18 protein-coding genes and 1 riboswitch are annotated in these 20,552 nt (G+C 45.7%); of the genes, 12 read left to right on the forward strand and 6 right to left on the reverse strand.

Features of this window, described 5'->3' with window-relative positions; translation table 11 throughout:
• The first annotated feature begins 131 nt into the window (after positions 1–131).
• Positions 132–3,104, forward strand: coding sequence for a ligand-binding sensor domain-containing protein (locus ABS362_RS13775; RefSeq protein WP_350413075.1), 2,973 nt, complete (start codon positions 132–134; stop codon positions 3,102–3,104).
• A gap of 29 nt (positions 3,105–3,133) precedes the next feature.
• Positions 3,134–3,889, forward strand: a complete 756-nt coding sequence (locus ABS362_RS13780; RefSeq protein WP_350413076.1) for a LytR/AlgR family response regulator transcription factor — start codon at positions 3,134–3,136, stop codon at positions 3,887–3,889.
• A gap of 89 nt (positions 3,890–3,978) precedes the next feature.
• Here the strand turns inward: ABS362_RS13780 and ahcY are convergent, their stop codons facing one another.
• On the reverse strand, positions 3,979–5,286 hold the full coding sequence (ahcY, locus tag ABS362_RS13785; RefSeq protein ID WP_350413077.1) for an adenosylhomocysteinase: 1,308 nt from the start codon (positions 5,284–5,286) through the stop codon (positions 3,979–3,981).
• Positions 5,287–5,432: 146 nt separating this feature from the next.
• Positions 5,433–6,149: a DUF4397 domain-containing protein gene (locus ABS362_RS13790; protein ID WP_350413078.1), complete on the reverse strand. Its 717-nt coding sequence runs from the start codon at positions 6,147–6,149 to the stop codon at positions 5,433–5,435.
• A 182-nt stretch (positions 6,150–6,331) separates the two neighbouring features.
• Between ABS362_RS13790 and ABS362_RS13795 the strand changes: the two genes are divergently transcribed.
• From ABS362_RS13795 to ABS362_RS13810, 4 genes are all read left to right on the forward strand, one after another.
• Positions 6,332–7,513: a THUMP-like domain-containing protein gene (locus ABS362_RS13795; protein ID WP_350413079.1), complete on the forward strand. Its 1,182-nt coding sequence runs from the start codon at positions 6,332–6,334 to the stop codon at positions 7,511–7,513.
• A gap of 297 nt (positions 7,514–7,810) precedes the next feature.
• Complete coding sequence (locus tag ABS362_RS13800; protein WP_350413080.1) at positions 7,811–8,143, forward strand: hypothetical protein; 333 nt, start codon at positions 7,811–7,813, stop codon at positions 8,141–8,143.
• A 100-nt stretch (positions 8,144–8,243) separates the two neighbouring features.
• Entirely contained in the window at positions 8,244–8,600 is a 357-nt protein-coding gene (locus ABS362_RS13805; RefSeq protein ID WP_350413081.1) for a hypothetical protein, read from the forward strand.
• 113 nt (positions 8,601–8,713) lie between these two features.
• On the forward strand, positions 8,714–10,279 hold the full coding sequence (locus tag ABS362_RS13810; RefSeq protein ID WP_350413082.1) for a glycosyltransferase family 39 protein: 1,566 nt from the start codon (positions 8,714–8,716) through the stop codon (positions 10,277–10,279).
• A 1-nt stretch (position 10,280) separates the two neighbouring features.
• On the opposite strand, the gene ABS362_RS13815 is transcribed toward ABS362_RS13810, so the two are convergent.
• Entirely contained in the window at positions 10,281–10,877 is a 597-nt protein-coding gene (locus ABS362_RS13815; protein WP_350413083.1) for a DNA-3-methyladenine glycosylase, read from the reverse strand.
• Positions 10,878–11,023: 146 nt separating this feature from the next.
• A riboswitch (cobalamin riboswitch) is annotated at positions 11,024–11,229 on the forward strand.
• 100 nt (positions 11,230–11,329) lie between these two features.
• Here ABS362_RS13815 and ABS362_RS13820 point away from each other — a divergent pair.
• The gene (locus tag ABS362_RS13820; protein ID WP_350413084.1) at positions 11,330–13,231 is read left to right on the forward strand and encodes a TonB-dependent receptor plug domain-containing protein; all 1,902 of its coding nucleotides are present in this window, start codon (positions 11,330–11,332) and stop codon (positions 13,229–13,231) included.
• A gap of 23 nt (positions 13,232–13,254) precedes the next feature.
• Positions 13,255–14,367, forward strand: coding sequence for a DUF5074 domain-containing protein (locus ABS362_RS13825; protein WP_350413085.1), 1,113 nt, complete (start codon positions 13,255–13,257; stop codon positions 14,365–14,367).
• Between the two features lie 202 nt (positions 14,368–14,569).
• Here ABS362_RS13825 and ABS362_RS13830 read toward each other — a convergent pair whose 3' ends face one another.
• Entirely contained in the window at positions 14,570–14,857 is a 288-nt protein-coding gene (locus ABS362_RS13830) for a hypothetical protein (protein ID WP_350413086.1), read from the reverse strand.
• Between the two features lie 114 nt (positions 14,858–14,971).
• Here ABS362_RS13830 and ABS362_RS13835 point away from each other — a divergent pair, with 114 nt between their 5' ends.
• The 3 genes from ABS362_RS13835 (at position 14,972) to ABS362_RS13845 (ending at position 17,746) form a co-directional block, all read left to right on the forward strand.
• Complete coding sequence (locus ABS362_RS13835) at positions 14,972–15,139, forward strand: hypothetical protein (protein WP_350413087.1); 168 nt, start codon at positions 14,972–14,974, stop codon at positions 15,137–15,139.
• 54 nt (positions 15,140–15,193) lie between these two features.
• Positions 15,194–15,421, forward strand: a complete 228-nt coding sequence (locus tag ABS362_RS13840) for a DUF2798 domain-containing protein (protein ID WP_350413088.1) — start codon at positions 15,194–15,196, stop codon at positions 15,419–15,421.
• 117 nt (positions 15,422–15,538) lie between these two features.
• Entirely contained in the window at positions 15,539–17,746 is a 2,208-nt protein-coding gene (locus tag ABS362_RS13845; protein WP_350413089.1) for a B12-binding domain-containing radical SAM protein, read from the forward strand.
• A 37-nt stretch (positions 17,747–17,783) separates the two neighbouring features.
• Here the strand turns inward: ABS362_RS13845 and ABS362_RS13850 are convergent, their stop codons facing one another.
• Positions 17,784–18,986: a TlpA family protein disulfide reductase gene (locus ABS362_RS13850; protein WP_350413090.1), complete on the reverse strand. Its 1,203-nt coding sequence runs from the start codon at positions 18,984–18,986 to the stop codon at positions 17,784–17,786.
• Positions 18,987–19,171: 185 nt separating this feature from the next.
• On the opposite strand from ABS362_RS13850, the gene ABS362_RS13855 reads away from it, so the two are divergent.
• Entirely contained in the window at positions 19,172–19,735 is a 564-nt protein-coding gene (locus tag ABS362_RS13855; protein ID WP_350413091.1) for a fasciclin domain-containing protein, read from the forward strand.
• A 219-nt stretch (positions 19,736–19,954) separates the two neighbouring features.
• Here the strand turns inward: ABS362_RS13855 and ABS362_RS13860 are convergent.
• Positions 19,955–20,552 (reverse strand): helicase-related protein (locus ABS362_RS13860; RefSeq protein WP_350413092.1); only part of this gene is annotated, 598 nt, incomplete at its 5' end.

Raw genomic sequence — 20,552 nt, forward strand, 5'->3', positions numbered from 1 at the left:
TCTCAGAAACCTTCTCTTTCGTGTCTACTTTTTAAAAATATTTCCGTAGTACAAAACACACTTGTAAAAGTTTAATTGTTTACAGCATAGCTAACAACCATAGTGCTGTGCTAGTACCCGGGATATAGTATATGCGCATCTTATGTCTGCTTTGGCTTTTGATTGTTTACGGAAATGTTGTGTTCGCACAGCAGCACAATTTCCGTAACTGGACCCTGGCAGATGGCCTTCCACAGTCAAAAGTAAACGATATTCTGCAGGACCACCGCATGCGGATCTGGGTTGCTACCCGCGGAGGAGTTAGCCGTTTTGATGGTAACACCTTCCATACGTATACCAGACAGCAGGGTCTTGCCAGCAATAATACCACCTGCCTCTTACAGGATAGTCGGAACCATATATGGATCGGAAGCTCAGATAACGGCCTGACACAATTTGATGGCGCAAAATTTACCACCTACAATACAAGATCGGGATTAGAAAGCAACAATGTAACCAGTTTAACCGAAGACAAACTAGGTCAACTATGGGTAGCAACAGATTCCGGAATATTTACGCTAACAGGAAATCGTTTCAACAGATCACCTAAATTTAAAAAGCAGCCATATCAGGTAATTTACAGCGATGCCAAAGGCACGATTTGGGCAGGAAGCCGGTCGAGCGGGCTTTACAAATTAAATCAAGGCAGCCTTTCCCATTATTCGAGTACCGAGCACAAACTACCTTCTGATGCTATTACAGCTATCTACACCGAAACAGGAACCGACAAGGTTTGGGTCGGTACCACAGAAGGCCCTGCTCTTTTCAACAATAATACGATCACCATACCTCCCCTTCCGGCCACCGTCAGAAACCCCGCCGTATCTGATTTCGTGAAGAATGCCAACGGTACTATGCTGATCGGATTGCAGCACGACGGCCTGGTAACTATAGCTGACGCGGAAACAAAACATTTGACCAAAGCAAACGGGCTGAGCACGCTCCACATCACCTCCCTTTTAGCTGATAAAGAAAATAATATCTGGATCGGGACCGACGGCTTTGGATTACAACAGTCGCGTTCGCAATGGTTTCTGCACTTTTTTGAGCTCGGAACTATAAAAGACCCGCATGTTACGGCCTTGGCCCAGGACACAAAAGGCCGTATATGGTTTGGAACCGATAACGGTGATGCCGCTTACATGCAGAATGGAAAGCTTAACATGTTGGAGGCAAAAGTATGGCCTCCCGGAACTGCACTTTATAGCATGTGGGTAAGATCAGCGGAAGATGTATGGGTGAGTACCAGCCGGGGAGTCTGGAACCTTACTCCTGATAAAGCGAAGCATTTTACCACGGCACAAGGCTTGCCATCTGATGTGGTCTATTTTATAGTTGCTGATAAGGATAACAAATTATGGTTTGCAACGGCCAACGGAATCGCTTACCTGCAGAACGGCATTTTTGCAACTATAACCACGGCCAACGGAAAACAGGCAGGTGAAACGCATCATCTTTACCGCGACAAACAGAACAATTTATGGGCAGGCACAAAAGATGGCATTTACCTGATAAAGAATAACCAGTTGCAACCGGTCCATCCACTAAAAAACAAAGCATTTGGCGAGGTTGTATCTATAGCCGAAGACAGGAACGGATGGCTGTATTTTGGCGGCTACAACTATGGCTTGCTGGCTTACCATGCTAAAACTGGTAAAGCCAAACTGTTTACTTCTGTTAACGGGTTACCAAACGAGGGCATTAAAACCATATATACTGACCGGGATAATAACCTTTGGGTCGGCACCAACAGCAATGTACTCAAGGTCGATCTCGCTTACTTCAATCAGACACAGAAACTCCGGTACCGAACCTATAGCGGACACAATGGTTTCAGAGGATTTGAAGTCTCAAATAACGGAATTACACAGACCCCTGACGGCAAAATATGGTTTGGCACTGCCAGAGGTTTAACGCAGTACATACCGGAACTCGACAGAATAAACAAAGCCAGTCCTGAGCTGATGCTAACCGACATTAAGCTTTTTATGCGCCAAACGGATTGGGAGAAACAGGGCTTTAAAACAGATGCATCAGGTCTGCCGGTCAATCTTCGGTTACCTTATAGTAAAAACCATATTACTTTCGATTATCATGGCATTTGCCTTTCGGCTCCAACAGAGGTCAAATATAAATACATGCTTACCGGCCACGACCAGCAATGGTCCGAAACCTCAGACCAGTCTTATGCCACGTATGCCAACCTGAAACCGGGTACTTATACCTTTAAGCTAAAAGCACAGAACAACGATGGCTACTGGACAGCGAAGCCGCTGATCTATACATTTTCGGTAGTGCCCCCTGTGTGGCGTCGTGAGTGGTTTATAGGTGTGCTCCTGCTTGTAGTTACCGGTGCTATTATCAGCGTGATCAGGTTGCGCGAGCAAAGCCTGCTAAAGATGAATACCCTTCTGGATATGCGTGTGAAGCACCGAACCCGTATGCTGGAACGAAAGCACCGCGAAAAAGAGCTACTGTTACAGGAAGTGCACCACCGCGTAAAGAATAACCTACAGATCGTTATCAGTTTACTGAACCTGCAGGCACGTCATGTAAAGGACCCCGAAGCTTTGGATGTGATGCAGGCTATCCGAAGCCGGGTACGGTCTATGGCATTGCTGCACGAGCGCCTTTACCGCCACGATAACCTGGAACACATTGACCTGGAAAATTATTTCAGGGAGATCTGTGAAAGCCTTTATGCTGCCTATGGCGTTTCAGAAGACAAAGTGGCCCTGACTCTGGACATCCCTCCTACCAACGTTGACCTGGATTCGGCCATAACACTTGGGCTTATTGTAAACGAACTTGTATCGAACTCGTTAAAATATGCATTCCCTGGTTCCGGCTCTGGCAAGCTCGGCATCGAACTTCAGCACCCGGAAAGCAACCGTTATCAGCTTACTGTTTGGGATAATGGCATTGGCTCGTCTAAAGAACCTGATCAACAACAATCCTTTGGTTTGCAGCTGGTATCCTCGTTAAGCAAAAAGCTTGATGGTAAAATTATATCTGAACATAATAATGGCACAAAAACAATATTGTTTTTTGTTTTGCCATCATAATTTAAAAATTCACGTAAGTACCTAATGCTATGACAAAACCTAAAATTCTCATATCAGAAGACGAGGTCATTATTGCAGAAGATATTGCTGCATGCCTGAAAGATCTGGGGTACGAAACGTGTGCCATAGATACTGGTGAAGATACGATTGATATGATCCGGGAAACCCACCCTGACCTTGTACTGCTGGATATTAACCTGAAAGGAAACGCTGACGGTGTGGACATTGGCTCGCGTATTAGAGAGGAGTTTAATATTCCCTTTATTTACCTGACCGCTTACGCCGACAAGTCAACTATAGACAGGGCAAAAAAAACGGAGCCGGACGGGTTCCTTGTGAAACCTTTCGACGAAAAAAGCCTGCGCTCAACTATAGAGATTGCGTTGTACAAACATGGCCATAAACCCAATGGCAACGGACACGGCAAGCACGACTATGCAGAGCCACCGGTAGTAAAAGAGCAGGAGGCATCGCAGGACTACATTTTTGTAAAGGTAAAGCACCGCATTATTAAGGTAATGTACAGCGACATTCTTTGGGTAGAAGCCTATGACAATTACTCGTTTATAGTTACTACCGATCAGAAGTACCTGGTCAGCTCGACGCTGAAGGATATGGAGAGCAAGCTGCCTGCGCATAATTTTGTACGCGTGCACCGTTCCTATATTGCCAACCTGGATAAAGTAGATGCCCTGGAAGAAAATGCTGTTGTGTTCAGCAAGGGAGAAATACCAATTGGCAAATCCTATAAAAAAACGCTTATGTCGAGGTTTAATATTTTATGATACACACCTACTAACTATAGTTACCTACAAAAACAAAGGCCGGTGCATTGCTGCACCGGCCTTTTATAGTTTAAAGAACAAGCCTTTACTTAGTATCTGTAGTATTCCGGCTTGTATGGGCCTTCTACTTCCACGCCAATATAAGAAGCCTGATCCGGACGAAGTTCATCCAACTCTACACCAATCTTGCTCAAGTGCAGGCGGGCAACTTTCTCATCCAGCTGCTTTGGCAAAGTATAAACTTTGTTCTCATACGCATCAGCATTTGTCCAAAGCTCCAGTTGTGCCAGTGTCTGGTTAGAGAATGAATTAGACATTACAAACGATGGGTGACCAGTAGCGCAACCAAGGTTTACAAGGCGGCCTTCAGCCAGTACGATAACGTCTTTGCCTTCGATGTTGTAAAGGTCAACCTGCGGCTTTATCTCATCTTTTGTATGACCGTAAGCACCGTTTAACCATGCCATATCGATCTCGTTGTCGAAGTGACCGATGTTACAAACGATAGCTTTATCTTTCAGTGAACGGAAATGCTCTTCTGTAATAATGTCTTTGTTACCCGTAGCAGTAACTACAATATCAGCTTCTTTAATAGCATCCACCATCTTTTTAACAGCGAAGCCATCCATAGCAGCCTGAAGCGCACAGATCGGGTCGATCTCGGTAACTATAACACGGGCACCTGCACCTCTCAGCGAAGCAGCAGAACCTTTACCTACATCTCCGTAACCAGCAACAACAGCCACTTTACCAGCCATCATCACGTCAGTAGCACGACGAATCGCATCTACCAGAGACTCTTTACAGCCATACTTGTTATCGAACTTAGATTTTGTAACTGAGTCGTTCACGTTAATGGCAGGCATGGTCAGTGTACCGTTCTTCATGCGCTCGTACAGGCGGTGAACACCGGTAGTTGTTTCTTCAGAAAGGCCTTTAATACCCGGTGCCAGCTGCGGATATACATCCAGTACCATGTTAGTTAAGTCACCACCATCATCCAGGATCATGTTCAATGGCTTGCGGTCTTCACCGAAGAATAAAGTCTGCTCAATGCACCAGTCAAATTCTTCAGCAGTCATCCCTTTCCAGGCATAAACCGAGATACCGGCAGCAGCAATAGCAGCAGCAGCGTGGTCCTGTGTAGAGAAAATGTTACAAGATGACCAGGTAACTTCAGCACCCAGTTCTACAAGTGTTTCGATCAGAACGGCTGTCTGGATCGTCATGTGAAGGCAACCGGCAATGCGGGCTCCGGCAAGCGGCTTGCTTGGGCCATACTCCTCACGGATAGCCATCAGGCCAGGCATCTCAGCTTCAGCCAGTTTAATTTCTTTGCGGCCCCAGGCAGCCAGCGAAATATCTTTTACTTTGTACTTCAGGAATGTATCAACCATCTTATATGTTTTTCATTAGAAAACACAAATTTACGGATTTTGTTACGCAACTTCAACAAATAGTTATGCAACAGCTGATAACAGAAAAAAAGCAGCGCCTGCCAAAGGGCAAACGCTGCTTTTTTTACTTATTACTTTTTCAAACCTTATTCCATGTCATGCATAATTATCTGTGCACCTAAAGCATTTGTATTGCCTTCCGGCAGCGTTACAAAACCTCTCGCAAATACAGTATAGATCATACCACTCTGCAGCTCAATACCATCTAACGGCAGTACAACTGAGTTATCTGCATCCAGGCGAACTTCTAGATCATAAGTACCGGCTGGCACACTTATAAAAGCAGAAGCTTCTCTGAACTCCTGTCCGTCGAACAATACTGCTCCGCCGTCGCCGGCTACAGCTACATCAACGGCAGGGGCATCCGGTGAAAGGTGTACAAACCGAACTTTAGCGTTTCCAGTTGTAGGCGCTGTCAGATCATCGGTGAGCACAAGTGGCTGGATATCGTTGCTGCCAAGCGAACCAGTTGCAAAAATTGTATAACTCTTGTCTTTGTCGAAATCAATATCACGGTCAATTACGGCATCAGATGTACCGGCAGCATTTACAGTTATGCCTCTCGTTCCGGCTGGTATAGTCAGGTAACCTGTATTATTAGGGTAGTTAAGCGCGTCGGTATTCACTTTTTCACCATCTACTAATAAATCTACACCCGGGGCATCAGGTGAGGCATGCACAACCATTACCCTTGCTTCATCTTCCTGTACTGGCGGGATAACGTCATCGCCATCTTCGTCGCAGCTAACCAACATTGCGGCTGGCATTACTGCCAGCACCATAAAGCGCATCCATTTTTTCATAGCATTATAGTTTAAGTTTATAATTAATTTTACTGTTAATGGCTATATAACATCGCTGCATTTCAATTGTTTATACCGCTGCTAAATTTTTAGCCATCTGTTTCAGCACTCAATAGCATACTAAATAATGCATTACTTTTGTTACGTAGCCTGATTATAACGCCCCAATAGCCTGGTACAGTATGCGCATTTATAAGGAAGACGAGAAAGTGTTTATTAAGGAGCACCTGCAGCAAGACACATCATTACTGATGCTTCAGGCAAAACGCTATCCTGATCTGGCTGTTTCTGAGCTTGTGCAGCAGATAAAGGCACGCCAGAAAGCGATGTCAAAATTACCAGGCTGGGCTAAAAACACCGATCTTCTTTTTCCGGCAAATATATCTGTAGAGCAGAGCTCGTCGGAAGCTACGGCTGCCTTTAAGGCAGCTCTGGTATCGGGCAAACTGCTGATAGACCTTACCGGTGGCTTTGGTGCCGACAGCTACTTTTTTGCCAGAAGTTTTGAGCAGGTGGTACACGTGGAACAAAACCAGGAACTATCGGAGATAGCCAACTATAACTTTAATTTGCTTGGTGCAGATAACATACAAACTATAGCTACCACGGCTGCCGAGTTTCTGGAAGGATTTACCGGGCACGCCGATGTGATTTACCTGGATCCTGCCCGCCGCGGTGACCGATCAGAGAAACTACATTTGCTGCAGGATTGCGAACCGGATGTATTAGGGTTATTACCTGTACTGCTGCAAAAAGCTGACAACGTGTTGCTGAAAGCTTCGCCGATGCTGGATATAGAGCTGGCCGTGTCGCAGTTAGGGAAAATAGCTAAGATTTGGGTGGTAGCGGTGCAAAATGAATGTAAGGAAGTTCTATACATGCTGCAGCAAAACCCACCGGCAACTATAGAACGAGAGGCTATAAACATTAAAGCGGACGGCAGCCTCAGCAACTTTAGTTTTACTATGGAGCAGGAGCAAACTATAGTTCCGCCTTACTCCGACCCGCTGGTTTATGTGTATGAGCCGAATGCAGCTATTCTGAAAGCCGGCGCTTATAAAACTATAACACAACAGTATTCTGTGAACAAACTGCACCCTAACAGCCACCTCTACACCTCTGCTACATTAATTCCTGATTTCCCCGGGCGTACTTTCCGTTGCCTGGATACGAGCCGCTATAACAAAAAAGAACTGCTTGCCCGCTTACCAAACAAACAGGCTAACATTACTATCAGGAACTTCCCTGATACGGTGGCAAGCATTCGCAAAAAGACAGGAATAAAAGAGGGCGGCAGCATGTATTTGTTCTTTACTACAGACATGCACCAAAAGCCAATCGTGCTCTACTGCGAGAAAATATAGTTGCTGCCTGGAAAATAATTTTGCTTTAAATAATGGCCGAATAATTTCTGCTTATCCTTGATTTATACAGTTGATATTTGCCGGTTAACTATAGCTTTCAGCTGCTGAATTGCTTACATATCAGCTACATACACCTTTTGTTATACGTGTATAGCGCTATATACCAATTGCGCAAGAAATACAGTTTATTTACTACTTCACGCTTCTGCTATATAGTAGTAAAACATTAACTGACTGGCTTTTACATCGTAAAACAGAACATGCGCATCGAAATGGTGCCTATGTTTTACTTAAACTATGAAAGCTATGAAACGCAATAACCCGAGCAATAAGGCTCAAAACAACTCAGGTTCGAATGCTAATTCGCGCAACATGAATTCATCTTCACAGAATTCAACCTCTATGCGTGGTTCTATTTCTTCGCAAGGTGGTACTTCAAATTCTGGAAGCTCAACTTCATCAGGCAGAACATCTAACCTAAACAGTGGCAACAGCTCAAAAACAAGCACCTCCGGACAAGGACGCGGCTGGCACGGCGACCCACAGGGCCATGCGAAAGCAGGTAGCCAGAGCCACAAAAACAGTAGTAGCTCATCAACTTCGAGCACTAACAAATCAGGCAATAAGTAACAAACTATAGATAACAAACTTTTAAGTGGCTTCGGGTCTTCCTGAAGCCACTTGTAGTTTAATGACGCGCAATTTTACATCACTAACCCTATTTAAAGCTATGAAAAACAACCAGAATAATAATAAAGATCAGAATCAGCAAAACCGTTCGTCCAGTAACCCTGAAAACTCTTTTAAAGCAGGAAAACAAGGTGGACAGAAATCGCAGCAGATAACTAACCAGGGCACTCACAACCCGAACGCTTTCGGTGAGTCTGCCTCCAGAACAGGTAACCAGAATAATCCAGTGCAGGATGCCGGGCAAGGTAGTAGAACAGAGACAGATCGAAGCGGCCGAAAAGATATCTCTAACAGTTTAGAAAATGATGCTGTTGGAAAGTTTGGCTCAAATAACCCGACACCGCAGGCCCGCACCGATAACGAGCAGGATTCAGAAAAACGTGAAAGCAACCAATAAGTAAGTATAAGTTGAATAAGAAGGGCAGCTATAGTATTGGCTGCTTTTTTTGTGCCTATAGTTTTGATTTATAGTTTATATTTACTTTTGACTATAAACCACAAACTATAGCCATGCAAAAGCACAGATCGCAAACTATAACCAATGCCGCGCTATTAGCCGGCTTTGTGCTGTTAAAGTTTGTATTGCAATATGCGTTGGTTGATGGCAGTTACGACCTGCACCGCGACGAATTCCTGCACCTTGACCAGGCTAACCACTTAGCGGCAGGGTATGTGTCGGTGCCGCCATTTACGGCTGGTGTGGCGTGGGGCATACAACTGTTGGGTAATAGTTATTTCTGGGTGCGGGTTTTCCCGGCACTGTTCGGGGCTTTAACTATAGTTGTAGCCTGGTTTACAGTTGATGAACTGAAAGGTGGGCTTTATGCGAAAATTCTGGTGGCAACGGCTATACTGCTTTCGGCCATGTTGCGGATCAATATGCTGTTTCAGCCTAACTCCTTCGATGTACTTTGCTGGACACTGGCCTTTTACCTTTTTATCCGGTTTATACATACACAACAAAACAAGTGGCTTTACTGGCTAGGCGTGGTTATCGGCTTTGGCTTTCTGAACAAATATACTATCCTGTTTTTGGTAGCAGGGCTGGCAATAGCTCTATTGGTTTCGCCGTACCGCAAAGTTTTTGCACAACCTGCCTTGTACAAGGCAGTACTCATTACCTTACTCATTGCCTCTCCTAACATTATCTGGCAGGTGCAGCATAACTTTCCGGTAGTAGCGCACATGCAGGAGTTAAAGTCCACGCAACTGAACAATGTAAAGCCTTCTGATTTTCTGAAAGATCAGTTCATTTTTTTTATAGGGTCTGTGTTCCTGCTTATTGCGGCACTAGTGGCTTTTGTAGTGTATAAACCTTTCCGGGCTTACCGGTTTGTTGGTATTTGTTATGTGGTGGTATTGCTTTTATTTCTGGTGCTTAAAGCAAAAAGCTACTACGCCATTGGCTTGTACCCGGTTTTGTTGGCTTTCGGCAGCGTATATTGGGAGCAGCTTTTTAACAGAGGCTGGCGGCTCTACACCATGCCGTTGTGGGTGTTAGCAAGTATAGCTATCTTCTTCCCGATCATGTCGGTGGCGTTCCCGGTGCTAAGCCCCGACCAGATACAGGCAAAAGCCGAAAAGTTTAAAGACCTGAACCTGCTGAAGTGGGAAGACGGCAAAGATCACCTCTTGCCACAGGATTTTGCCGACATGCAGGGCTGGAAAGAATTGACCGGCATCACAAAAGCAGCTTACCAACTTATACCTGACTCCGAGAAAGACCAGACACTTATACTTTGCGATAACTATGGCCAGGCCGGAGCAATTAACTACTATAGCCGAAAAGCCCTGCCATCAGCTGTGTCTTTTAATGCAGATTATATCTACTGGTTCCCGGACCTGAACAGACTCCAGCACATTATACTTGTAAAAGGGAATGGAGAAGCCCCCTTACAGGAATCAGAAAAGCAGTATGTACAGCAGGTAAAAAAGATAGGCAGTATTGATAACCCTTATGCACGAGAGGTGGGTACTACTGTATACCTGCTGTCTGGTATACACCCTACTTTAAAAGAGGCGCTTTACCACAGGCTTGCCGTTATGCAACGTAAACCTTTTCCGGTTTCAGATTAGGTTATTTTTTACTTACCCACTTACTGCCTTTAATGTAAAAACGCCAGGGTAGCAGGGCATCATCGCCGGCATAGTCAATCCCCACACGTGGAACAGTCATGATATTCTCATCAAGAATCGTGATGCCTTTGTCTTCCAGCCAGATGGTGTTGCCGGTAAGGTCTTCGCCGTAGTGTTTGCGGTTTATGCCAAGGGCGATGCTCATAACACCTGGCCCGGCAGTAAGGTTGGGTTTTATAGTTGGCATGTTCCGGCGCAGCAGCATTTCTTCCGTTCCGATCTCAGGTTGTATAGCTCTTACTAAAACTGCATCTGCTTTGCCTTCTACATTTGTGATAATATTGAACAGGTTATAGATGCCGTACACCAGGTATACATAAGCCACGCCACCTTCGTGGTACATAATTTCGGTACGGGCAGTGCGGCGGTTCAGGTGGGCATGGCAGGCGCGGTCATTCTCTCCCGAGTAGGCTTCCGTTTCTACAATCATCCCGCCCGTCAGCATGCCATCTACAGAAGTGTAAATATGCTTGCCCAGCAACTCCTGCGCTATCTGCACTACATTGGGCCGGGTATAAAATTCTTTCGGGAGCTTCACTTTTTAATGATTTATGATTTAATGAATAATGACTAATGGTACGAGCGAATTCAATTGAAGTAAACACCTATCCTTAGCAGAGCTTTATTAATCATTCATGATTTTTCATTATCACTCATTATTCATTCATCATTATAAATTATTCATTACTTTTACACCCGATTGGTGGCTGTAACTATAATCTGTAGTTTCGGCCTTAAAAGGGAAACAGGTGCAATACCTGTGCTGTTCCCGCAACTGTATTCTTCATTAAAGGGGTTAGCCTAACACCAAAGCCACTGTACACAAACCGTATGGGAAGGCAGGCTGATCTGAAGAGAGCCAGGAGACCTGCCAGTCCGGACAATATTTGTCGTATGCTTTCGGGTAAAAAGCTACACAGTTTCTGCCTTTCCGGGCTCCTACTGCCACTTTCTACCCACATGCATGCTTCGGGATAAAAGCATTTTAAGGTGGCAAACCGTATCTTTGTATTTATAGCATTGGCTATAGTTGTCCTGCCCGCTTCGGCGCAGCAAGACACCGCAGCCTACCAGTTGCGCAGCGTAGAAGTATTTGGCAAACCCGCCGAAGTATATGCAGCAGGTAGCCGCGTTACAACAATAGACAGCGCCTACAGGCAAACCTATAACAGCAGTTCTTTAGCCGATGCCCTACAGGCCCGCACCCCGGTTTATTTTAAAAGCTATGGCGTAAGCGGGCTTTCCAGCGTTTCGTTCAGAGGCACTAATGCATCTCAAACGGCAGTGCTCTGGAACGGGCTGAATATTGGCTTACCTACCCTGGGGCTGTCTGATTTCTCTACGTTGCCGCTCAGCGGGTTTGGTGACATTTCGGTGCAAAGCGGCTCTGCAGCGGCAACCTATGGCAGCGGGGCAATTGGTGGGGCTGTTCTTTTGAGTTCCCCCAACTATACAGGAAAAGGTTTCGGGCTTGATGTGAAACAGGAAGCAAGTAGTTTTGGCCGCTATTTCAGTAATGGCAACATCAACTATAGTTCAGGCAAACTACAGCTGGGTCTTGGGGCTTACCTGCGCAACGCAGAAAACAATTTTACTTACAAGGATTTATCGCGGTTTGGTAAACCGGAGCGAACCGAAGAGCACGCTGCCCAAGAGCAATATGGCTTTATCCAGGACCTGACTTACCAACTGGCTGAGAACACTAAAATAGGCCTGCATAGTTGGTATACCTTCGCTGATCGGGAACTGCAGCCGGCCATGGGCTCGGCAAGAGGCGCGGAGCAACGCGACCAAAACCTGCGCCTGATGACAAAACTGGAGCACGAAAGCAACTGGGGCAAAACCGATGTAAAGCTGGCCTACTTTAGAGATTACCTGAACTATACCAATAACTCCCTCAACTCTGTTGCCAATGTGGAAACCTACCAGCTACAGGCCGAGCAAACCTATACTAAAGGCGCTGACTGGAGCTTACGCGGCGGTGTAAATCTGCAACACTTTGTAGCCGAAAATGATGGCTATGCCGGCACCAAACAAGAGAACAGGGCAGCTGTATTCGCTCTTTTCCGCTATGACCCTACCGAAACCATAGACCTGAGTCTAAACCTGCGCCAGGCTATTGTAGAAGACTATAACCCCGCTCCTACGCCATCTTTCGGCTTAAACTGGAAATTCTACCAGCACGAACAACACCAGCTATTTTTAAAAGGAAATGTGTCGGGCAGCTACCGGGTACCAACGCTTAACGACCGTTTCTGGGCCGGCGCAGGCAACCCCGACCTTAAACCCGAACAAGGCTGGAGCGAAGAAGCCGGCCTGCGCCACCTGTTTATAGTTGGCAATACGCTGTTACTGGAAACCGAAGCCACCGCCTACCACATGCTGGTAGATAACTGGATACAATGGACTCCAAATGCTACCGGCCTGTGGCGGCCTGTAAACCTGCATAAAGTTAGAGCCATGGGTCTGGAGCTAAGTCAGGGACTGAACGCAACTATAGGAACTATAAAACTGACAGGCTCGGCGGGCTATACTTATACCACGTCGGAGCAGGTAGCCGTGTACGAAGGGCAAGGCGACAAAGGAAAGCAACTGATGTATGTACCAAGGCACAAAGGCGTGCTGGCCACCGGTATCAACTATAAAAACTGGCAACTGCACACCGACCTGAACTTTACCGGCCTGCGCTACACCACCAACTCCGAAACCAGCCATTTAGACAGCTTTATGCTGGTAAATGTCGCGCTCAGCAAACAAATGCAATTAGGGCAAGGTAGGCTTATAGTTGTTGTGCGGTCCGATAATATTACCAACGAAGTGTACCAGACCATGGCCTACCACGCAATGCCATTGCGGGGCTACACCTTCAGCTTACGATTTCTCATTCCTTAACTATACGTGTTTAAAACTATAAAATGAAAAAGTTCATGAAGCTTCGCAGCTTTGCAATGGCTGCCCTATTATTTACATCTGCTTTCGGGTTTAGTAGCTGCGAAAAAGACACAGAAGTTGCTCCAATTATAGAAAACGACAAAGTAAGAGGTCCATACGACCAGAAAGGCGTTTTTATTCTGAATGAAGGAAACTTCGGGACACCTAACGGTTCTATCTCTTTCCTCAGCGACAGTGCAGGCTACCAGGTACAGAACAATATTTTCAGTGCTGCCAATGCCGGTCGTGCCTTAGGCGATGTGGTGCAGGATATGGTGCTGCACGATACCCTGGCTTACATTGTAGCCAATAACAGCAACAAAATTGAAGTAGTAAATGCCTTCACGTTTAAAACCGTAGCCGTAGTAGAAAACCTGCAACAACCGCGCTACTTTGCAGCCTTAAACGGCGATAAAGGGTATGTTACAGAATGGGTAAACTATGGTTCAAACGGTCGTGTGTCTGTCATCAACCTTAAAACCAACGAGATTATAAAGTCTATTCCGGTGGGTGCTATGCCCGAGCAATTGCTTATTTCTGATGGCAAACTATACGTTGCCAATAGCGGCGGTAATACCATTTCGGTCATAAACACCACTACCGATGTGGTTGTTAATACAATGCAGGTACCAGATGGGCCATCTGAGTTTGTTCAGGATAAAAACGGTACCATCTGGGTGCTGGGCGCGGGCAAAGTGGTGTATACTGCTGACTGGTCGGCGATAGATTATGAGAAAACCACTGCCGGTTCCCTGTCCAGTTTCACAGATCCGCTAAAAGGTGTGCAAACCATCACTTTCCCCAGTAACCAGAGCGTCCCGAAAAACCTGGCCATAAACGGTACCGGCGATAAACTATACTACAACTACCAGGGCAAAACTATGGCTTATCCTGTTTCCGGTACTGTCGGTTCGCCAACTGTCGTAATAGACCGCAGCTTTTATGGCATGGAAGTAGACCCGGAAACCGGCAATATTTATGGCTCTGATGAAAATGGTTTCTCAGGAGACGGGACGGTGTTTATTTATAATGCCGATGGCCAGAAATTGAAAGAGTTTAGAGCCGGCATCGCTCCGAATGGCTTTGTCTTTAATTAAGTGAAAGTTGGTTGGCAAGAGGCTGCTTCTGTAATGGGAGCAGCCTTTTTGTTTTTTATATGAATCGTTATAAACAGTATTGAAGACCCAACTCTGGCTCTCCCGAGAGCAGGGTCGTTTCATACTCCCATTTATGGTCATCAAAAAAAAGGGAAGTACAGGACAATCCTACACTTCCCTTAAAAATATCTTAACCCGAAAATTACTCTTCCTGATCCACATCTTCACGGTCAGCGCCATCCCGTTTGCCATCACCGGCATGTACAGCACCTTCGGCATCATCGTAGTATTTTTCTTCCAGGTTGGCAGTATCCTGGTCAGCCGGATATTCATCGGAGGTATACCCTTCGTTCAAAGAGCCTTCATCTACATGGTCGCTGTCTTCGGTATTCACTTCACCGGGTTCCTGGCCGGTGTCGCAGGAGGTTAAAAACACGCCTCCGCCAAACAGGACAGCCAACGCTATTGCTTTAAATGGATTGTTATTCATAGTTTCTGAGTTCAGTTCAACATACCTTTTCTACGACCACAGCCCGTTTATAGTTAAAACGGCACCATTAGTATCTTAAAACCGTATTACCTATACATAAAACAAACTATAGCTATGAAAACGAACAAACCAGCTGACCCGACCAAAGAAACCAGCAAAGACGACTCTTCGGATATCCAGAAAGTAAAAAAGCAAACTGCCCCGCCACAGGCCAAAACCAATAACAAAAACACCGGCAGCCAGCAGCGCGAAGACGAAGAAGCACAAAAAGGCCACTCATAAGTTGCCGAACTATAGTTGCCGGTTGTACCTTTGCAGCTATAGTTTTACTACCACATGAAGAAGGCGCTCATTTCCACTCAACTTAAAACCAAACTCCTGGTGATCCTGATCATCAGTATATTGCTTGCGTCTGCCCTGGAACTGTATACCTTTGGCATTCCTTCCGATTTCTTTGGTCGCTGGCTTAATTCCTTCTTCGTTATCTTTTTCCTGACCACGGTGACGGTGCTGGCCATTGTGCCTGCCATTAACTACACGGTAAACAAAGCTGCCGGCAAATAACTTTAGACTTACTACTTACTCTCTACTGAACCTGCCGCAACCTGTAGCTGTTGCAGAAGCACTGTGCCATAAAATCTGTACTTTTGCGGTGCAGACTTATACTTTAACATTTACACTTTGGAAACTTCGCCAACCATACTGCTTATTACCCCTCCGCTTACCCAGCTTAACACGCCTTACCCGGCTACGGCTTACATTACGGGCTTTTTGCGTGGGCAAGGCTACAACGTAGCGCAGGCTGACCTGGGCATTGAGTTGGTGTTGCGCATGTTTTCCAAAGATGGCCTGAAGAAGATATTTGCCGCTATTGAAGTGGGCGATTATGAGTTGTCGGATAACAGTTTTAGGATTCTGAAGCTGAAGCGCGAGTACCTGAACACCATTGAGCCGGTTATCCGTTTTCTGCAGAACAAAGACCTGACTATAGCCCAGCAGATCAGTTTCAGCCGTTACTTACCCGAAGCCTCACGTTTCGATCAGGTAGAGGACCTGGAGTGGGCTTTCGGAAGCATGGGCATTACCGACCGCGCGCGTTACCTGGCCACACTATACTTAGAAGATCTTGGCGACCTGATAAAGGAAACCGTTTGCCCTTACTTTGCTTTCAGCCGCTACGCCGAAAAACTGGCCATGTCTGCTACCTCGTTTGATCCACTGGAAGAAGAGCTGCAACAGGAGCCGAACCTGGTAGACCAGTTTTTACTGGAGATACTGGACGAGCATTTACAGAAAGTGCAGCCAACTATAGTTGGTTTATCTATTCCGTTTCCGGGTAATTTGTATGGTGGTCTTAGGTTAGCGCAATATATCAAAAAGCACTACCTAACTATAAAAACGGCTATGGGCGGCGGCTACCCGAATACTGAGCTCCGAAGCCTGCGCGAGCCGCGCCTGTTTAAATACATAGATTTTGTAACCTTAGATGATGGTGAAGGCCCGTGGCTGAAGCTGATAGAGTACCTGCAGGGCAAACGCGAAGCAGCCAACCTGCAACGCACCTTTATGCTTCAGGATGGCAAGGTAACTTACATTAATAACTGCACCGACCCCGACGTACCCCACACCGAAGTAGGTACGCCAGACTATAGCGGCCTGCCGATAAAAGATTATTTGTCGGTGATAGATGTGGTGAACCCGATGCACCGCCTCTGGAGCGATGGCCGCTGGAACAAACTTACCGTGGCGCACGGCTGCTACTGGAAACGCTGCTCCTTCTGCGACATTACCTTAGACTATATCCGCCGTTACGATGTGGCTCCGGCTGCTTTATTAGTGGACAGAATTGAACAGATAATTGCCCAGACCGGACAGACCGGTTTCCATTTTGTAGACGAAGCTGCGCCTCCTGCCCCACTCCGCGATATGGCCATAGAACTGCTGCGCCGTGGGGTGAAGATAAGCTGGTGGGGAAATATCCGTTTTGAGAAGACCTTTACGCCTGATCTGTGCCGTTTACTGGCTGCTTCGGGTTGTATTGCCGTTTCAGGTGGCTTGGAAGTTGCTTCGGATAGATTGCTGGCCCTTATGGAGAAAGGCGTAACGATTGCACAAGTTGCCCGTGTAACCGACAGCTTCACGCAGGCCGGCATTATGGTTCACGCTTACCTGATGTATGGCTTCCCGACCGAAACTACCCAGGAAACGATAGACTCGCTTGAAGTAGTGCGCCAACTGTTCATAAACAATGTGATTCAGTCTGGTTACTGGCACCGCTTCAGCATGACGGCGCACAGCCCGATCGGTAAGAACCCTGAAAAGTATGGCGTAGTAAAAGTTGGCCCGCCGGAAGGAGATTTTGCAAACAACGACCTGTGGCACAACGACCCGAAAGGTACTGACCATAGTTTGTTCAGCGCCGGTTTAGCCAAAGCGCTTTACAACTATATGCATGGTGTTGCCTTAGAAGAGCCCTTATCGTTCTGGTTTGATTTTAAAACTCCGCGTACCACTATAAATCCGGGCCTCATCAGCAGCGCTATAGAGCAGCCACACCGCCCGGACAGCACCCGCATGAATGCCCGCGTGCTATGGTTAGGAAATATACCCGAAATAGACTTTACTATGGTTGCCAAAAAAGGGCAAACAATAGAGCGCTGCGAACTCACCTTTTACGAAAAAGGCGAAGACTTCCAGGTAAAGACTACCGCAACTATAGGCCAATGGCTTTTTGATTCTATACAAAAGGTATCGCTGGAAAGTAACGAAGAATACAGTTTAAAACAGCTGGAGGAAAGTTTCCCCGCCGACGCACACCTTACATTTGATGAATTCCTGGCCTCGCCAACCTGGTTTGAACTCCGCGAAAAAGGGCTACTGTTGCTGTAGCCCTCTGTAGTTATACTATGAAGTTATTAATCCGCATTTACTTTGCACTTTTCAGCTCAACTTGCTCTGTCCTAAAGCTCTTGGCAGTTGCCTCCAGCCCATAAGATTTCAGGCTTGAGACGATTTCTGCTGCGGAAGTATTGTTGATAATGAAATCGTACTGCGTTTTATCATCACCTGAAAACCGGAAGGGCACTGCAATATCTTTTGAGATTTCGTCCAGCGTGTTTTTAATAGTGTATGATGTAAAAAGCGTTTTATTATCTGCATCTGATTTAGCTGTAAATCCTTTTTCAGCCATCGTTTTCTCTAATAAGGAACTGTCTTTAACCGAAACCTCATAGCCTTTTACTTGTATAACCTCAATTTTCTTCGTCAGGCCCAATTCTATTAATAACTTTTGTTCCAACTCAATCTTATTTAAGGCATCGTCATTACTGTTTTTATACATCAGGTTAAAGCGCTTGTCTTTTAAAGCATCAGGCACTTTCAGGTTTTGTTTGTTTATACTTAGCACCTGCTCGAATATTTCCTCCAGTGTATAGCCCTTCATATCTATAGCTTTCATTCCTACAGCCATTTTAGACTTTTTCGCTACTTCACTTTCCTGCAGATTAAAATAATATGGCGTGTTCTTGTCTTGTAAAAGCGTCATAATATCAGAGAACTCCTTTTTCGGGCTTTCAGTGCTATTAAGCTTTTTCCTTTCAACTGTTGATGTACGCGTGGCATCGTTCTTATCTTCTAAAAAGTCAGCCATTACCTTTCGTGTAAGCTGCGTAGGCAGGCCCACCCATTTTACGAAGCCTTTATTGTCTATCAGCACGGTTAACGGTATTGCCTGCAGGCCTTCTACCTTATCGCCATAGTTTTTATGAGTTTGTCCGGTTTGGTCTGTTACAACTATAGATTTAAAATCAACGCGTTTCAAGGTTCTCTTTATCTTCTCAACCGGCTCGTCCGATATAGAAAGATAGTATAGGTCTGATGAATTGAATTCTTTCTGCAATTCATTCATATGCGGTACAGCTGCAATGCATGGACCACACCACGTTGCCCAAAACTCCAGCACAATATATTTCCCACGCAGGTCTTTGTCATCCGGAACATTTTCGATCCAGTCAGTTATGTGAATCTCTGGTGCTATTTCTCCGGCCTTAGCACTGGTTTGTGCAAAAACTTGCCCGCTTATCAGTATCATTAATGCACTGCAAATTGCTGTTAGTAAGTTCTTAGTCATTACTTTCAGTAGTTATAAGGCCTTTTAGGTTTTGGTATTTGTTAAATATACTTATTCTAAAGTGGCCCTACCAGCTTAATCACTAAAAATGTAATAAAAGTCACTTTTATTGTTAATTTCTGTCATATTAAAAGAGGTTTTACTCTCTTAATATTGTATCGTCTTTAACACGTAAAATTTATAGTATGAAAAAGGTAACACTCGCCATGGTAATAGCAATGGGTGCTATGCTGGCATCTTGCAATTCATCAGAACAACCAACAACTGAGGCACAGACCGAAGTAACAGAAACAGAAACAGAAGCACTGGCAGGACAATCAGCAGTGCAGGACGATGAATCTCAGAAAAACGTAGTACAGGTAGCTGCTTCTTCCCCGGACCATACCACCCTGGTAACAGCCGTTAAAACAGCTGGTCTTGTTGACGTGCTTACCAATGCGGGTCCATTTACCGTATTTGCGCCTACCAATGCGGCTTTCGAAAAATTGCCTGACGGTACCGTAGAAGGCTTGTTAACTGAAGAAAAACGCAGCGATCTGCGCAATATCCTGCAATACCACGTGTATGTAGGCGTACTGCAAGCCGAAAGCTTTGAAGATGGCCAGAGCCTTGGCCAGGTAAATGGCGGTCGTGTAACCATGGGCGTAAAAGATGGTAAAGTAACCGTAAACGGTGCCAACATTGTAGCCTCTATTCCAACATCAAACGGCGTTATCCACGTGATCGACCAGGTACTTTTACCACAGTAAGAATATCTACAATCGTAAATCATCCCCCTACCCCCTTCAAAAGGGGACTTTATCTGCTAACGTAAAACTATACTTTTGAATTACGCATTGCTGGGTGTCCCCCTTTGAAGGGGGTAGGGGGATGACTAGCCTAAGGCAAAACAAAAAAGCACCTATAGCTTAAACTACAGGTGCTTTTTAACTTTCTAACCTTCTAACTTACAAACTTTCTAACTTAGCTCAGTCTCGTTTTGTTTTGAGCAGATTCCTAAGTTCAGAAAGTTCATCTCTGTATTTGGCCGCTTGTAAAAAGTCGAGGTCTTTGGCTGCACCTTCCATCTGCTTCTCTGTTTTCTTGATAAGCTTTTCAAGCTGCTCCTTGTTCATCATCTGTATCACAGGCTCAGCAGCAATAGACACTTCCTCCGGACCGGCATACATTTTTACTTCGCGCTTAATATTATCAGCAACCGAAGTTTGCTCACGAATTTCGTCACTGGTCTTAAGTATAGTTCGTGGGGTAATTCCATGCTCTTCGTTATAGGCCATCTGCGTGGCACGACGGCGGTTGGTTTCATCTATAGCGCGCTGCATAGAGCCCGTCATACGGTCGGCGTACATAATAACCTTACCTTTTTCGTTACGGGCAGCACGTCCCATCGTCTGAATCAACGAGCGCTGGTCACGCAGGAAGCCTTCTTTATCGGCATCCAGAATAGCTACCAAACTTACTTCCGGTAGATCAAGTCCTTCACGCAGCAGGTTTACCCCGATCAGTACATCAATTATTCCTAAGCGCAACTCACGTAAGATCTCCACACGGTCCAGGGTTTTTACT

The sequence above is a fragment of the Pontibacter populi genome (genome assembly GCF_040278685.1).
In the GTDB taxonomy this organism is placed as follows: Bacteria; Bacteroidota; Bacteroidia; order Cytophagales; family Hymenobacteraceae; genus Pontibacter; species Pontibacter populi.

Coding starts and splice junctions, on each gene's coding strand:
- ABS362_RS13775 (WP_350413075.1), top strand. CDS start 132: ATGCGCATCTTATGTCTGCTTTGGCTTTTGATTGTTTACGGAAATGTT.
- ABS362_RS13780 (WP_350413076.1), top strand. CDS start 3,134: ATGACAAAACCTAAAATTCTCATATCAGAAGACGAGGTCATTATTGCA.
- ahcY (WP_350413077.1), bottom strand. CDS start 5,286: ATGGTTGATACATTCCTGAAGTACAAAGTAAAAGATATTTCGCTGGCT.
- ABS362_RS13790 (WP_350413078.1), bottom strand. CDS start 6,149: ATGAAAAAATGGATGCGCTTTATGGTGCTGGCAGTAATGCCAGCCGCA.
- ABS362_RS13795 (WP_350413079.1), top strand. CDS start 6,332: ATGCGCATTTATAAGGAAGACGAGAAAGTGTTTATTAAGGAGCACCTG.
- ABS362_RS13800 (WP_350413080.1), top strand. CDS start 7,811: ATGAAAGCTATGAAACGCAATAACCCGAGCAATAAGGCTCAAAACAAC.
- ABS362_RS13805 (WP_350413081.1), top strand. CDS start 8,244: ATGAAAAACAACCAGAATAATAATAAAGATCAGAATCAGCAAAACCGT.
- ABS362_RS13810 (WP_350413082.1), top strand. CDS start 8,714: ATGCAAAAGCACAGATCGCAAACTATAACCAATGCCGCGCTATTAGCC.
- ABS362_RS13825 (WP_350413085.1), top strand. CDS start 13,255: ATGAAAAAGTTCATGAAGCTTCGCAGCTTTGCAATGGCTGCCCTATTA.
- ABS362_RS13830 (WP_350413086.1), bottom strand. CDS start 14,857: ATGAATAACAATCCATTTAAAGCAATAGCGTTGGCTGTCCTGTTTGGC.
- ABS362_RS13835 (WP_350413087.1), top strand. CDS start 14,972: ATGAAAACGAACAAACCAGCTGACCCGACCAAAGAAACCAGCAAAGAC.
- ABS362_RS13840 (WP_350413088.1), top strand. CDS start 15,194: ATGAAGAAGGCGCTCATTTCCACTCAACTTAAAACCAAACTCCTGGTG.
- ABS362_RS13850 (WP_350413090.1), bottom strand. CDS start 18,986: ATGACTAAGAACTTACTAACAGCAATTTGCAGTGCATTAATGATACTG.
- ABS362_RS13855 (WP_350413091.1), top strand. CDS start 19,172: ATGAAAAAGGTAACACTCGCCATGGTAATAGCAATGGGTGCTATGCTG.